16 protein-coding genes are annotated in these 13172 nt (G+C 36.4%); 5 read left to right on the top strand and 11 right to left on the bottom strand.

The window, feature by feature from the left end:
* Nucleotides 1–98 precede the first annotated feature (98 nt).
* The 4 genes from F3J23_RS10060 to F3J23_RS10045 all read left to right on the top strand — a co-directional run bounded on the left by F3J23_RS10060 (nucleotide 99) and on the right by F3J23_RS10045 (nucleotide 2770).
* Nucleotides 99–560: a hypothetical protein gene (locus tag F3J23_RS10060; RefSeq protein ID WP_167027822.1), complete on the top strand. Its 462-nt coding sequence runs from the start codon at nucleotides 99–101 to the stop codon at nucleotides 558–560.
* Nucleotides 561–733: 173 nt separating this feature from the next.
* On the top strand, nucleotides 734–1438 hold the full coding sequence (locus F3J23_RS10055; protein ID WP_047095050.1) for a MotA/TolQ/ExbB proton channel family protein: 705 nt from the start codon (nucleotides 734–736) through the stop codon (nucleotides 1436–1438).
* Nucleotides 1439–1450: 12 nt separating this feature from the next.
* Nucleotides 1451–1849 carry an ExbD/TolR family protein gene (locus F3J23_RS10050; RefSeq protein WP_167027819.1) on the top strand — a complete coding sequence of 133 codons (399 nt, stop codon included), beginning with the start codon at nucleotides 1451–1453 and terminating at the stop codon, nucleotides 1847–1849.
* Between the two features lie 36 nt (nucleotides 1850–1885).
* Nucleotides 1886–2770 carry a ferric siderophore ABC transporter substrate-binding protein gene (locus F3J23_RS10045; RefSeq protein ID WP_167027816.1) on the top strand — a complete coding sequence of 295 codons (885 nt, stop codon included), beginning with the start codon at nucleotides 1886–1888 and terminating at the stop codon, nucleotides 2768–2770.
* 15 nt (nucleotides 2771–2785) lie between these two features.
* On the opposite strand, the gene F3J23_RS10040 is transcribed toward F3J23_RS10045, so the two are convergent.
* The 10 genes from F3J23_RS10040 to F3J23_RS09995 form a co-directional block, all read right to left on the bottom strand.
* Nucleotides 2786–3178 carry a hypothetical protein gene (locus tag F3J23_RS10040; RefSeq protein ID WP_167027813.1) on the bottom strand — a complete coding sequence of 131 codons (393 nt, stop codon included), beginning with the start codon at nucleotides 3176–3178 and terminating at the stop codon, nucleotides 2786–2788.
* Nucleotides 3179–3269: 91 nt separating this feature from the next.
* On the bottom strand, nucleotides 3270–3635 hold the full coding sequence (locus F3J23_RS10035) for a four helix bundle protein (protein WP_167027810.1): 366 nt from the start codon (nucleotides 3633–3635) through the stop codon (nucleotides 3270–3272).
* A gap of 40 nt (nucleotides 3636–3675) precedes the next feature.
* Nucleotides 3676–5079, bottom strand: a complete 1404-nt coding sequence (locus F3J23_RS10030) for a nucleoside recognition domain-containing protein (protein WP_167027807.1) — start codon at nucleotides 5077–5079, stop codon at nucleotides 3676–3678.
* Between the two features lie 301 nt (nucleotides 5080–5380).
* Entirely contained in the window at nucleotides 5381–5890 is a 510-nt protein-coding gene (locus F3J23_RS10025; RefSeq protein WP_167027805.1) for a DUF6973 domain-containing protein, read from the bottom strand.
* Nucleotides 5891–5944: 54 nt separating this feature from the next.
* Complete coding sequence (accD, locus tag F3J23_RS10020; protein WP_047095043.1) at nucleotides 5945–6799, bottom strand: acetyl-CoA carboxylase, carboxyltransferase subunit beta; 855 nt, start codon at nucleotides 6797–6799, stop codon at nucleotides 5945–5947.
* Between the two features lie 90 nt (nucleotides 6800–6889).
* Nucleotides 6890–7960: a class II fructose-bisphosphate aldolase gene (gene fbaA / locus F3J23_RS10015; RefSeq protein ID WP_167027802.1), complete on the bottom strand. Its 1071-nt coding sequence runs from the start codon at nucleotides 7958–7960 to the stop codon at nucleotides 6890–6892.
* A 70-nt stretch (nucleotides 7961–8030) separates the two neighbouring features.
* Nucleotides 8031–8897, bottom strand: a complete 867-nt coding sequence (locus F3J23_RS10010; protein WP_167027799.1) for an NAD kinase — start codon at nucleotides 8895–8897, stop codon at nucleotides 8031–8033.
* 1 nt (nucleotide 8898) lies between these two features.
* On the bottom strand, nucleotides 8899–9552 hold the full coding sequence (locus F3J23_RS10005) for a CBS domain-containing protein (protein ID WP_167027796.1): 654 nt from the start codon (nucleotides 9550–9552) through the stop codon (nucleotides 8899–8901).
* Nucleotides 9553–9739: 187 nt separating this feature from the next.
* Nucleotides 9740–10270, bottom strand: a complete 531-nt coding sequence (locus tag F3J23_RS10000) for an RNA methyltransferase (RefSeq protein WP_167027793.1) — start codon at nucleotides 10268–10270, stop codon at nucleotides 9740–9742.
* 168 nt (nucleotides 10271–10438) lie between these two features.
* Nucleotides 10439–11335, bottom strand: a complete 897-nt coding sequence (locus tag F3J23_RS09995) for a bestrophin family protein (protein WP_317167709.1) — start codon at nucleotides 11333–11335, stop codon at nucleotides 10439–10441.
* 242 nt (nucleotides 11336–11577) lie between these two features.
* Here F3J23_RS09995 and F3J23_RS09990 point away from each other — a divergent pair, with 242 nt between their 5' ends.
* Nucleotides 11578–12453, top strand: a complete 876-nt coding sequence (locus tag F3J23_RS09990) for a cupin-like domain-containing protein (RefSeq protein WP_167027790.1) — start codon at nucleotides 11578–11580, stop codon at nucleotides 12451–12453.
* 154 nt (nucleotides 12454–12607) lie between these two features.
* On the opposite strand, the gene F3J23_RS09985 is transcribed toward F3J23_RS09990, so the two are convergent.
* Nucleotides 12608–13138, bottom strand: coding sequence for a GNAT family N-acetyltransferase (locus F3J23_RS09985; protein WP_167027787.1), 531 nt, complete (start codon nucleotides 13136–13138; stop codon nucleotides 12608–12610).
* Nucleotides 13139–13172: the final 34 nt, after the last annotated feature.

Here is a 13172-nt window from a genome sequence, read left to right as displayed (position 1 = left end):
AAAAATAATTTTCAAAATCCTTTTATCTTAAAATCAATTTTTTATCTTTGTCTAAAACGTTTAACAATCATATTATTACAGTTCTTTTTTAAGAAAAAATGAAAGGGATTTTAAAAATTTACCATCCGGACGAAACGCTAAAATACAATATTAGAAATACTTATTGTAAGGCAGTTTACAGCAACCAGCAACACTTTTTAGAGGTTGAAATTATTACGGATGACAGTTTGGATCACGTAGACGATGATTCATTACAGTACAACTTTCCACAGCTATCACTTGAGGTTTTCGATTTCCCTATTGCATCAGCGGAAATAGAAGACAAAACCATTAAAATCGATGATTCTGACGAAGAAACCTATACAGAGGTAGATCTTTTCGATGATGAAGAGGCCTATATCTATGATAATGAGCTTCTTTTTGAAAGAAACGAAGAAGGAGAACTTCAGTTAATCTGGAAGGGAACCATTGACGACTTCTATACCGGATCAGATACGCCGATTCCTTTTAGATTAAAATGTGAATTTAAACAGGATGATATTGAAGTAGACGAAGACTAACAACCGTCTCCATCCTTTTTTATACCGAATTTCTTTTCAAAGTTTCTTTTGGAAAGAAATTTGCTATTTGTAAATCATAACAAAATTTAAGTTGTTTTTAAGCAATTTTAAGATATCAATTCATAATATTTCCACTACATTTGTCGTTGAAACTTTAATAAAATTCACATTTAATGCTGTTAACGGAACTTTCTCAGATTTTATTTGCACAAATCGCTACACCCGCAGTTGCTACAGACAATTTAGAGTTCTCATTCTGGAAGATCATGTTCCACGGAGGGGCTTTCGCTAAAATAGTGATGGTTACAGTGTTACTCCTTGGGGTATTTTCTCTGTATCTGTTTTTTGAAAGATTTTTCTTTATTAAAAGGCTGACTTCGAAAACGGACTCTAATTTTATGAACAATATTGAAGACTTTATAAAAGCCGGAAAGATAGAAGCTGCGTCAGATTATTGTAAAACCCAAAATTCGCCGGAAGGAAGAATTTTAGAAAAAGGAATTTCAAGATTGGGACGTCCCGTTTCTGATATTGTAAGTGCTATGGAAGCTCAGGCACAGGTTGAAGTTGCCAATATGGAAAAGAACCTGAACCTTTTGGCTGTGGTGCCAAGTATTGCTCCCATGCTGGGACTTTTAGGAACGGTAATCGGGATGATTATTGCATTCTTTAACTTATCTCATGCAACAGGATCTTTCTCTCCGAAAACCCTTTCAGAGGGTATTTATACTGCTTTAGGACAAACAGCTGTAGGTTTGGCGGTAGCAATTCCTGCTAACTTTTGTTATAATATTCTTTTAACAAGAATTGACAAGTTTGTATTGAAAGCTCAGAATATGTCCGGAGAATTCCTAGACCTAATCAACAAACCTTTATAAATCTTTCTTAAGATGAAAATTCAGAGAAGAAATAAAGCGAATCCGGAATTCAGTTTAGCAGCGATGACAGACGTTATCCTGTTGATGCTGATCTTCTTTATGGTAACCTCTTCTGCTGCTAATCAAAGCGCAATTGATGTAAACCTGCCGAAAACCGGAGCCGTTGAAGACAATATTCCTAATCCTTTGACTGTAAGCATCAAACCGGATGGTTCATATTTTGTAGATGATAACCCGGTGAACAAAGGAGAGCTGGAACAGATTATCGTGGATAAATTAACGAATCAAACCAATAAATCCTTCACCATCAGAGCTGATGAAAATACATTGCATAAAGATGTTGTTTTTGTAATGGAAATTGCAGAAAAGCATAAGTTTAATATTGCTATTGCAACAGTTAAGGATAAATAATAAAGCCGGATTTCCGGAAAGAATCGCCTTTATAAAATGAGAAGCTATACAGCAAATAGAAACGAAGAAAATAAAGACAGGATAAAAAGCGCCTTGCTTTCTGTTCTGATCTGGGCTGCCATTTTGCTTTTTGTTTTTTTATATAAATTGAAGCCTGAACTGGATAAAAATCCTGAAGTGGTAACAACAATGCTGGTGAACTTTGGAGATAACAGGAATGGAAAAGGAGTTGAAGAGCCGGCCGAGCAGCCGGGAAGTTTAGCTGCCGCAACGGAAGAAGTAACCCCGGAGCCTGCAGAAACTCCTGTTCCTGAAACAAAGACAGTTGTAAAACCTGAACCAGCCCCGGAGCCTAAGAAAACTGAAGTTAAGGAGAAGGTGATCACAGGAAATAATCCAAAAAATACGGTTGCTAAAAAAGAAGAATCGAAAAAAGCGGATAAAAAGGAAGCTACCAGTACAAGCGCTTCTAAGAATACTAAAAAGTCAGGCGCTGCCACGGCCAATTCAAAAACAGGAAATGGTGATGGTAAAGGCAATGCTGCCATCGGAAATCTGATTAAAGGAAGAGGAACAAAAGCTGGAAGCCAGGGAACGGGTGAAGGTATCGGAAATGCCGGAGATCCTTTAGGCGGAGACGGAAATGGTGACAGCAAAGTAGGAATAGACAGAAAACTAGTTGGATATATTCCCGGAACGATGGGAAGAGGTGGCGCACAGCCATCTCATAGTTGTACTGCCAGTGGATCAATTACCATTGCTTATACAGTAGATAAAGCCGGAAATGTAGTTTCTGCAAGAAGAGCAGGAGGGGTTTCAGATCCTTGTGTTTCATCTACATCTGTAGCCTGGGTGAAGAAATATGTAAAGGCAGAGAAAGCCAATGTATCCTCAACAGGAACGTATAAAATTACATTCTAAAAATATAAAAGCACTTTATTCAAGTGCTTTTTTTAATTCGTTGATTCTGTTGATAACCGGAAGCGCGAATATTCCGCTGGTCTGAAGATACAGTTCGTAGAATGTTTTTGCTTTATCCTGAAAGTCTTTATTCTGATCTTCTCTGCTCTTAAAGTAGAAGAGATTCCCAAGCATTTCATAATAATCTTTATGGTCTCTTTCCTGTCTTTCATTAACGATTGCAATTATTTCTTCTTTTGTTTTAGATGAAACTTCTGTAAAGCTCATTTTGAAAATATCCCTCATTAAAGTGTCAAAATCCAGTTCTTTCTGCATTAGACTTTCTTCGGGTTTTTCCAGGATCAGTTTTTCCAGAGCTTGAGTTAATTGACGGATGAGTCTTAAAGTAAATTCTTTATCTGTAATCATAATGGGTAATTTTGTTGCTAGTTGCTAGTTGCTAGTTGCTAGTTGCTAGTTGCTAGTTGCTAGTTGCTAGTTGCTAGTTGCCAGTGATTGTTTATTTACGCCAGTTTAATTGGACGTATTTTATGAAATTATTTATTTTTCCTCCCAGGAGTTTATATTGTTCTGATTTTTCTTTAAACTCTAAACTTAATTCTGGGTAAAGTCTTGTGATTTTTGATAAATGGCATACAGTTTCATCGCAACTTGCCTGAGAATAAGTCAGGAATTTGATAAAGTCTCCTTTGTAACTGTTTCTTCCATATCCTTCTGCAATGTTTGTGACAACGGAATCTGCCGAGCGCCTTAATTGGCTGCCAAGCTCATATAGTTCATACTTTGGTAATTGTAATGAAAGCTTATGTGTTTCGATAAATAATCCAAAAGCAATATTATAAATATCAAGTTTTTCGTAGCTCATTCATATAATTTTTTAATGATAGAAAAACCAGCAACTTTAATTAAGCAAAGAATAGATAAGCTAAGGCAATTGAAGTAATAATACCTACTAAATCGGCCAGAAGCATAGCAACAACAGTATATCTTGTGTTTTTAATAGCCACAGCACCGAAATATACTGCAATCACGTAAAACGTCGTATCTGAGCTTCCCTGAAGAACCGCAGCAAGTCTTCCCTGGAAACTGTCTGGACCAAAGGTTGCCATTGTATCCACCATCATTCCTCTGGCTCCAGAACCGGATAAAGGTTTTATTAATGCTGTTGGTAGCCCATCTACAAATCTCGGATCAAGGCTGGCAACATTGGCGACCCATTTCATTCCGTCGATGATTACATCAAAAACTCCGGAAGTTCTTAATAAAGAAATGGCAATCAGCATTCCAACCAGATAAGGAATAATCTTTACGCAGGTTGTAAATCCTTCTTTAGCGCCTTCAATAAAAGCATCAAAAACGTTGATCTTTTTATAAACGGCCCCAAGTACAATCGCAAGGAAAATAAAAAGAATTAAACCATTGCTTAACACCTTACTGAAGTCATCCAGCTCATCTTTGCTCAGCTGGACGAGATATAATACCAATAAAGCAATAATTGCTGAAATTCCGCCTACATAAGCAATAACGACAGGGCGCAATAGATTTATTTTCTGATATAAGGAAACAATGATCATTGCAGCTAAAGTTGCCGCAAAAGTAGCAATCATGCAGGGAAGGAAAATATCCGTAGGTGTTTTTGAGTTCATTGAAGCCCTTATGGCGATGATAGATACAGGAATTAAGGTCATCCCACCGGCATGTAAGCAGAGAAACATAATCTGAGAATTACTTGCCGTCTCTTTATTAGGATTTAAAGTTTGGAGACTTTCCATCGCTTTTAATCCGAAAGGTGTTGCTGCATTATCCAAACCCAGAAGATTGGCACTGAAATTCATCAGCATATGTCCGAAGGCAGGGTGATTTTTAGGGATATCCGGAAACAGTTTGGAGAAAAATGGCTGGATCAGACGGCTTAAAAGATTGATTCCTCCTGCTTTTTCGGCAATACTCATGAATCCCATGAACAATGTCATAATTCCAATTAACCCGAGACATATCTTCACCGCAGTTTCTGAAGTCCCGATAACTCCATCAGCTTCCTGAACACGATAAACATTTACATTTTGCTTTAAAGAGTCTGTTTTATAATGAATTCTGCTGTCTGTAAAATCATTTTTTTTCATCAGGCTGTCTCTGACAACCGGAGAGAGGTTGTTCATTGGCTGAGAAGCAATCTTCACGGTATCACCCCCTTTTCCTACCACCATATCATTAAAAATGGTTTTATAATGGCTTGATGAAATATATTTTATACTGGCAATGGCAATGGCAATGATAATGAATGCCGACCAAATTCTGCTGAGAACCATCTGATTGATTTAATTGTTTAAACTTATCAAAAATACTTTAAACCACAAAAATAACTAAAGTCTTTTGTTATTCTGGTGTGAAATAGAACTAATGGAGGCTTCTGATCTCAGAGCTTATTTTATCGCAATGCCCGCAAAGAATTCCAGTAATTATGTATGATGTTTTCGTTCGCGAAGGTGTTAGCACTAAGCAAAAAGTTATAATTAAATAACATAGCTGAATAAAATGCCCTTGCGGACAAAAAATATATGTTAAGTTTTTAGATTTCCCTTGCGATCCTTGGCGTTTAAATTAAAAGATTTACTCTTCCAGATAAACAAGATGTCCCTCGAAATTATCATCTAAATTTCTAAGAACCTTTGCATCATCCATTTTTTTTGCTAATCCGTCTATAAAGAAACTCTTTTCAAAAAACTGACGGTGAATCCCAGGAAGCATTTCCATGAAATAATCCATTCCGAATTTATTGTTATGGAGATCCATTTTGGTTTCCAAAGGCTGGTTAGGGAATAGTTCTTCATGCATGTCTGTCATTCTTTTACAGAAATCCAATGCTTTTTTAGGGGAAGAGATTTTGCAGCAATACATCATAATGAAACAGCACCATAAGGCATGCCTGAAAGCATTTCCTATTCCGTTGTTTGAAGCTGTTGCTGGGAATTTTGCCTGTGCAATAGTGTAAGCTTTTACCGTAGCATGAAAGCTTAGCAAAGCAAAAAGAGGATGGGGGAGAACAAGTGATAAAAGACGGATGATCTTTTTAAAACTCATACTCCTGACGGCATTGAAAAATATCTTAAAAGTCCTCATAAATAAAAATCTCTCCCTAATTAGAGAGAGATTGTATTGTTTTTGTTACAGTTACTAAGCTTTTACTGCTAATAAATTAACGGTTTTTGCAACAGTATCCTGAATTTCAGTTCTTTTTACAATGAAGTCTACAAATCCTTTTTCCTGTAAGAATTCTGATGTCTGGAATCCTTCCGGTAAGTCTCTACCAATCGTTTCACGGATTACTCTTGGTCCTGCAAAACCGATCAATGCTCCTGGTTCTGCCATAATGATATCAGCAGTCATTGCGAAAGACGCAGTGATTCCTCCGAATGTAGGGTCACAAAGATAAGCGATGTATAAAAGTCCTGCTTCTGAAAGCTGAGCCAGTTTAGCCTGAACTTTTGCCAGCTGCATCAAAGAGTAAGTGGCTTCCTGCATTCTTGCTCCTCCGGATTGACAAATAATCATATAGGGAAGTTTATGCTTGATACAGTAATCTACGGCCCTTCTGATCTTTTCTCCCATTACAGAACCCAAAGATCCTCCGATAAAAGCAAAATCCATACAAGAAACTACCATTTCAGTTCCTTTTACGGTTCCTACAGCATTTCTGATAGAATCTGTAAGTTTTGTTTTAGCTTTTACTTCTTTTAAACGGTCTTTGTAAGGCTTTGTATCTTTGAAGTTTAAGATATCAATACTTTCAACATTGGCATCCAGTTCGGTAAATTTACCACCGTCAAAAAGGATGTCAAAAAATTCTGCACTTCCTATTCTTACATGAAATCCGTCTTCAGGAGAAACATAGTTATTTCTCTTTAGTTCATCATGTTCCACAACTTTTCCGGATGGAGTCTGATGCCACAGGCCTTTGGGAACGTCCTTTTTTTCATCAGTAGAGGTGGTAATGTTTTTTGCTTTTCTTTTAAACCAGTCGAATGCCATTTTTTATTAGTATTAATGTATAAATGTAAAATGTACCAATGTAAATGTATTTTTATGAATACTTTTTACATTGATACAAATGTACAGTTCTTATTTTAAAGTATTTACGTTATTTAAATCTTCAAATGCTTTTACCAATCTTGTAGAGAAAGTTTCCTCACCTTTTCTTACCCAAACTCTTGGGTCATAGAATTTTTTGTTTGGCTTTTCTTCTCCTTCAGGGTTTCCGATTTGAGCTCTTAAATAATCAATATTGTTCACCATGTAATCTCTTACGCCCTCTGTGTAAGCAAACTGAAGATCAGTATCGATATTCATTTTGATTACTCCGTAGTCAATAGCCTCTCTGATTTCTTCCAAAGTGGATCCTGATCCTCCGTGGAATACAAAATTAACAGGCTTAGCTGCTGTTCCGAATTTCTCCTGAACATACTTCTGAGAATTGTCAAGGATTTTTGGAGTAAGAACTACGTTTCCTGGCTTGTAAACTCCGTGTACGTTACCGAAAGCGGCAGCAATTGTGAAGTTTTCAGAAATAGCTTTTAATTTTTCATATGTATAAGCTACATCTTCAGGTTGAGTATATAATTTAGAGTTATCAACGTCTGAGTTATCAACACCATCTTCTTCACCTCCTGTTACTCCGATTTCCACTTCAAGAGTCATCTGAAGTTTAGCCATTCTTTCGAAATATTCAGAAGAAATCTCAAGGTTTTCTTCTAAAGATTCTTCAGAAAGGTCTAACATGTGAGAAGAGTAAAGAGATTTTCCTGTCTGCTTGAAGAATTCTTCGTTAGCATCCATTAATCCATCAATCCAAGGAAGTAATTTTTTTGCACAGTGGTCTGTGTGAAGAATTACTGTTGCTCCGTAAGCTTCAGCAAGGGTATGGATATGTTTTGCACCTGCTATAGCTCCTAAGATAGCAGCTTTTTGTCCGTCATTGCTTAATCCTTTCCCTGCATTGAAAGCAGCTCCACCATTTGAAAACTGAATAATTACAGGAGAGTTTAATTTCGCTGCAGTTTCCATCACAGCGTTTACGTTGCTTGATCCAATTACGTTTACTGCAGGTAATGCAAATTTGTTTTCTTTAGCATACTGAAAGATATCAGTAACTAACTGACCTGTGGCAACTCCTGCCGGAAAAATTCTGCTCATGTTTTACTTTTTATTATAAATTTATTAGGTGTTTTAATTTCGTGTAAAGGTAATCATTTTTAAGAAATTACTAATTTCTTTTGTCTCGTCCCCAAAGTAGCTTCTGGCGGATGGTTTCGTAGAAACTCAAACCGTTGGGCTGAACCAGAAGAAGCTGAAAAGAAGCCTTCCTGATGATGATTTCCTTGTCGGTTTCAATATGGATTAATCGAGAATCCAAAGAAAGCGAATATTGTGATACACGACTTTCCACTCTGAATTTTATTTCCACTTTATCATTCACCACTAAAGGTCTCACGTTCAGATTATGAGGAGCAATAGGTGTGATGACGAAGTTCTCGTTGTTGGGTGAAATGATAGGTCCGCCACAGCTCAATGAGTATGCGGTAGAACCGGTTGGTGTTGAAATGATAACCCCGTCTCCCCAGAATACATTCAGAAACTCATCATTAATATAAGAATCTACGGTAACCATGGAAGTGGTTTCTTTTCTGGAAACGGTAACATCATTCAAAGCATATGGAAAAAAGCCTTCCAGGTTAGGAGATACCACTTCAATTACTGAACGGCGGCTTGTTTTTACATCACCTTTTAAGATCGAATCCAGCTCTTTAAATGCTTCTTCTTTTGTAAAAAAGGCAAGGAATCCCAATCTTCCTGTATTAACTCCTACCACAGGAATTTCAAGATCTTCAATAAAGGTTAAAGAGTTTACGATAGTTCCGTCTCCTCCGAAAGTGAAGAATAGATCAACCTCTTTATCCAAAAGGTCCTGCTTGCAGTTAAAAGTCTCAAAAATTTTTGAAAACTGAAGCGCTTCGGCCATTTCATCATACAGAACAGATTTTACACCTCTGGTTTCAAGTTCAGAGATAAACTTGCTTAGATATAGAAAAGTATCAAGATCCTTTTTCTGAGAATATATGGCTGCCTTCATGTTATATTTCTATGAATTTTTGGAAAAAACCAAATCGGTCTTTAAACAGATCGGTTTTCTCGTCAGAATAGTATTTTTCAACAATTCTGTAATCGTACCGGTCAAAAGTTGAGTCTATCGAGGCCAGATTTTCGTTGCTGATCTTTATGGTGATATGGATCACTTCATCAGACATAAAGCTGATAAATCCGCCATAGAATTTCGAGTTGTTGCTTTCCACAATATTGGCGATTTCCGTCATTGAATATTTTCTGGCGGGCGTTTCTATGGTGAGAATCGCTCCGGTTTCAGAAAACAGAGGGTAACGGGAAAGATCCTGGAAAATATCTTCACAAGTGATATATCCCAGGTATTTTTCACTTTTGTTAATCACCGGTATCACATTGGAACTGAAGGTATGAAACAGGCGAATACTGTCCATAATATTATTGTCTTCCAGAATCGCAAAACGTTCGATCTGATGTTCAAGATCCTTCAGAGTACCACCGTCTTCCTCATAAAGAAAGTCCTGGGCAATAGCTCCGTAAAAGTGATGAGATTTTTTGATGAAAATATGGGAATATCCAAAATCTTCCAATGTATTTCTGGCCGACTCTATGGAGTCAGACAAGCTAAAACACGGAAAGTCTTTTGAGATATAGTCCTTGATAAACATTGTGCTAATTTATAAAAAATTAAATGAAACTTTTTCTGAAAACACGACTTTTTTTAAGATGAAACAAAAAAAGTGCCGTCAAAATTTGTTTGTAAAGAAAAAAAAGGTACCTTTGTCGCCTTTCATTTTTACTTTTTATTAGATTTATTTCAAACTGCACTGTCTACTAAGGACATATGCAGTTTTTTTATTTTAATGCTTTTGCAAATTCCCACATCACAATTCCGCCGCACACACTTACATTAAGAGAATGCTTTGTTCCGAGCTGTGGAATTTCGAGAAATACATCAATATTGGGCAATACTTCATCACTGATTCCTTCTACTTCGTTTCCTAAAATCAGGGCATATTTTTTTGATCTGTCAATCGTGAAATCAGTAATGAGCTGGCTGTCGGTAGTCTGCTCAATTCCGATGATTTCGTATCCATTACTTTTCAAATCGGCAATGGCCGTATTAGTCTCTGATTCATGAGACCAGTCTACACTTTCCGTTGCTCCCAATGCCGCTTTATGAATCTCACGGTGCGGGGGCTGCGGAGTAATTCCGCAAAGGATTATTTTTTCAATTAAAAAGGCATCTGCCGTTCTGAAAGCGGCACCCACATTGTGCATACTTCTGATATTATCTAAAATGATGACTAACGGGATTTTTTCAACCTTCTTAAATGTTTCTACATCTATTCTGTTAAGTTCTTCCAGTTTTAGTTTCTGTACCAATTGTATTATTTTGTTGAGATTAATTTTCCGTCTTATTTTCAATGTTCTGCATCCTTGATAAAGGATTTTATTGCTTATTACATTGCTGCTTTCAGAGAAAGGGCGGTTTCATTGTGCAATTTATTAAATTTATAATTGAAAATTTCAGATACACTTAATTAAATGCTGTTATTTTTTATTCATAATCTGATGAACGTTTTTCTCAATATTCTGCGCTAATGTTTCCATTGGGATATCATTCTCATCATTGTTGAAAGGATCCTCGATTTCTTCCGCAATAAGTTCAAGACTCATAAGAACATAGTATACAAAAACAGTAAGAGGGATCATGAAAAGGCCAATAGTAATCACATAGGCAATAGGCAAAGCAAAAACATACAGGATTATAAATTTCTTGATGAATGAAGAATATGAATAAGGAATAGGGGTGTTTTTGATTCTCTCACAACCTCCGCATACATCCAGAAATCCTGAAAGCTGCGTGTCCAGATATAGCATTTCAACATCTGAAATTTTACCTTCTTTTTTTAGCAGGTTAAGTTTATGACTTAAAAGAATAATCATTTCGCTTGGCCCGTGATTTTTTAATGAATTTTCTATTTCGGAATAATCTTCATCCAAAGCCAGTCTCGTTGATTCTTTAGAAAGATGTTGGGCTAAAAAATGAGGGAAGAATTTTAAATATCTTGAAATCTGTTCTGCATCCTGGTGATTGTCACCAAGAATGGTATTGATTTTTATAGCAAAGTTTCGGGTATCATTCACCAGCTTTCCCCAAAGTTTTCTCCCTTCCCACCATCTGTCATAAGCCGTATTGGTTCTGAAAACCAATAACAGGGAAAGTACAAATCCTAATAAAGAATGAATCATTCCTACATTACTGATTCCCGATTTTGAAGTAAGATGAAGGTATTCCACCTCCAGATATTGAATTCCCCAGGAATATAATCCCACCAGCAGCATACTTGGAAAAAGAATTTTTAAGGTATCACTTTTATGTAGGCTGAAAAGGATTTTAAGAAAATGTTTGGTATTATAGACTCTCATAAATTCACTTGATATCACAAATATAAATTTTTCATCTGAGGTCTGCTAATAAAGTAATAAAGTCTGAAGCTGGAAGAGGGAAGTTATGGATGCCGAAGAGATAGTTTACGTTTTCTATACATAATCTTTTATTGAATGACGTATACGGTTACAGACAAATAAGAACTTACAGCCTCCCTTTTCCAGCTTCGTATCTTTTTATCTTAATTTTCTCAATTTTCAAAAAAACACTATTTTTATTTCGCCTAAATACAAAATACATGATCCTCGAAAACGTAGATGTTGTTAATGATATCAGTAAAGAAGATTTTCAGAAAAATTATTTTAAAAAGCAGAAACCGCTTTTGATAAAGAATTTTGCGAGCAGATGGGATGCTTTTGATCAATGGAACCTAGCTTACATCCGGGAAAAAGCGGGGGATCAGGAAGTCCCGTTATATGACAATAAACCTGCTGATGCTGCTAAAAGCTCAGATGCACCGGTAACGCATATGAAAATGAAGGATTATATCGATACCATTAAAAGCAAACCTTCAGATCTTCGTATCTTTTTTTATATCATTACAGACAGGCTTCCTGAATTACTGAAAAACTTCACCTATCCGGATCTTGGAATGAAGTTTTTTAAAAGGCTTCCTACTTTATTTTTCGGGGGAAGTGAAGCACACGTTCTGATGCACTATGATGTGGATCTGGGAGACTTCATGCATATTCATTTTGAAGGGAAAAAACGAATTCTGCTGTTTGATCAGAAACAATCTCCGTTTTTATATAAGGTTCCGTTGTCAGTTCATACCATCTATGATGTGGATTATGAAAACCCGGATTATGAGAAATTTCCTGCTTTGAAGCATGCAAGAGGGTATGAAATCTTTATGGAACATGGTGATGCATTATTTATTCCGGGAGCATTCTGGCATTTCAACAGATATCTCGAGCCGGGATTTTCTCTTTCATTGAGAGCGCTTCCCAATAAACCGAATGTTTTCGCCAATATGCTGTATCATGTTTTCATTATGAGATACACAGATAAGATGATGCGTAAGTTATTTAAAGCGAAATGGGTAAATTATAAGCAAAAATGGGCCTATAAGAAAAGTTCAGAGGCGCTGGAAAGACATTTAAAAGAGAAATAACTTTTTCAGACTGGATGCGTGAAGATCAAACTTGGAAATTACTATTTGTTAATAAGGTTCTGAAAATCAAAAATTTATCAAAGGGATAGAAATACATCTTCTCAACTTCAATAACCTCCCTTTTCCTGCTCCCATCTTCCAGCCTTAAAAGTTTCTACTTATTAATCAACCCGAAAATCGTTGCATCTACAAATTTTCCTTTTTCAAAAAAGAAATCTTTCAAAATCCCTTCTTTGCTGAAGTTTAAAGAGGTTAACAGCTTTTCAGAAGAAATATTCGCGGGATCAATAAATGCATCTATGCGGTGCAGTCTCATCGTTTCAAATCCGAAAGTAAGAATAGGAAGAACAGCTTCCTTCATATAAGACTGTTTCCAGAACTTTGGGTTAAGCTCGTATCCGATCTCGGCTCTGAAGTGTTCCCGGTACCAGTTGTGATAGCCACAGGTTCCTATGACTTTCTTTTCAGACTTCAGCTCCAATGCCCAGCGGAATCCTTTTCCTTTGTCAAACTCAGTATTGAAATGCTGAATGATCTGTTGTGAATCTTCCAACGTTTTGAAGGTATCCAGATCATAATATTCCATTACTTCATCTAAAGAAAAGTACTCAAATAAGTCCTGGCTATCATTAAGGGTAAGCTGCCGTAAAATAAGTCTTTCGGTCTCTAAAACTGGAAATTCCATGAATAGTGTGATTTTATGGTGAAAATACGATTAA

It is taken from the genome of Chryseobacterium sp. Tr-659 (assembly GCF_011752975.1).
GTDB lineage: Bacteria > Bacteroidota > Bacteroidia > Flavobacteriales > Weeksellaceae > Chryseobacterium.
This window is presented reverse-complemented; position numbering and strand designations above follow the sequence as displayed.

Excerpts from the sequence above, each read along its gene's own strand:
- F3J23_RS10005 (WP_167027796.1), bottom strand. The coding sequence starts at position 9,552 with ATGTTTATCAAGGACTATATCTCAAAAGACTTTCCGTGTTTTAGCTTG.
- F3J23_RS10060 (WP_167027822.1), top strand. The coding sequence starts at position 99 with ATGAAAGGGATTTTAAAAATTTACCATCCGGACGAAACGCTAAAATAC.
- F3J23_RS10040 (WP_167027813.1), bottom strand. The coding sequence starts at position 3,178 with ATGATTACAGATAAAGAATTTACTTTAAGACTCATCCGTCAATTAACT.
- F3J23_RS09985 (WP_167027787.1), bottom strand. The coding sequence starts at position 13,138 with ATGGAATTTCCAGTTTTAGAGACCGAAAGACTTATTTTACGGCAGCTT.
- fbaA (WP_167027802.1), bottom strand. The coding sequence starts at position 7,960 with ATGAGCAGAATTTTTCCGGCAGGAGTTGCCACAGGTCAGTTAGTTACT.
- F3J23_RS10055 (WP_047095050.1), top strand. The coding sequence starts at position 734 with ATGCTGTTAACGGAACTTTCTCAGATTTTATTTGCACAAATCGCTACA.
- F3J23_RS10050 (WP_167027819.1), top strand. The coding sequence starts at position 1,451 with ATGAAAATTCAGAGAAGAAATAAAGCGAATCCGGAATTCAGTTTAGCA.
- F3J23_RS10045 (WP_167027816.1), top strand. The coding sequence starts at position 1,886 with ATGAGAAGCTATACAGCAAATAGAAACGAAGAAAATAAAGACAGGATA.
- F3J23_RS10025 (WP_167027805.1), bottom strand. The coding sequence starts at position 5,890 with ATGAGGACTTTTAAGATATTTTTCAATGCCGTCAGGAGTATGAGTTTT.
- F3J23_RS10030 (WP_167027807.1), bottom strand. The coding sequence starts at position 5,079 with ATGGTTCTCAGCAGAATTTGGTCGGCATTCATTATCATTGCCATTGCC.
- F3J23_RS10010 (WP_167027799.1), bottom strand. The coding sequence starts at position 8,897 with ATGAAGGCAGCCATATATTCTCAGAAAAAGGATCTTGATACTTTTCTA.
- F3J23_RS10035 (WP_167027810.1), bottom strand. The coding sequence starts at position 3,635 with ATGAGCTACGAAAAACTTGATATTTATAATATTGCTTTTGGATTATTT.
- accD (WP_047095043.1), bottom strand. The coding sequence starts at position 6,799 with ATGGCATTCGACTGGTTTAAAAGAAAAGCAAAAAACATTACCACCTCT.
- F3J23_RS09990 (WP_167027790.1), top strand. The coding sequence starts at position 11,578 with ATGATCCTCGAAAACGTAGATGTTGTTAATGATATCAGTAAAGAAGAT.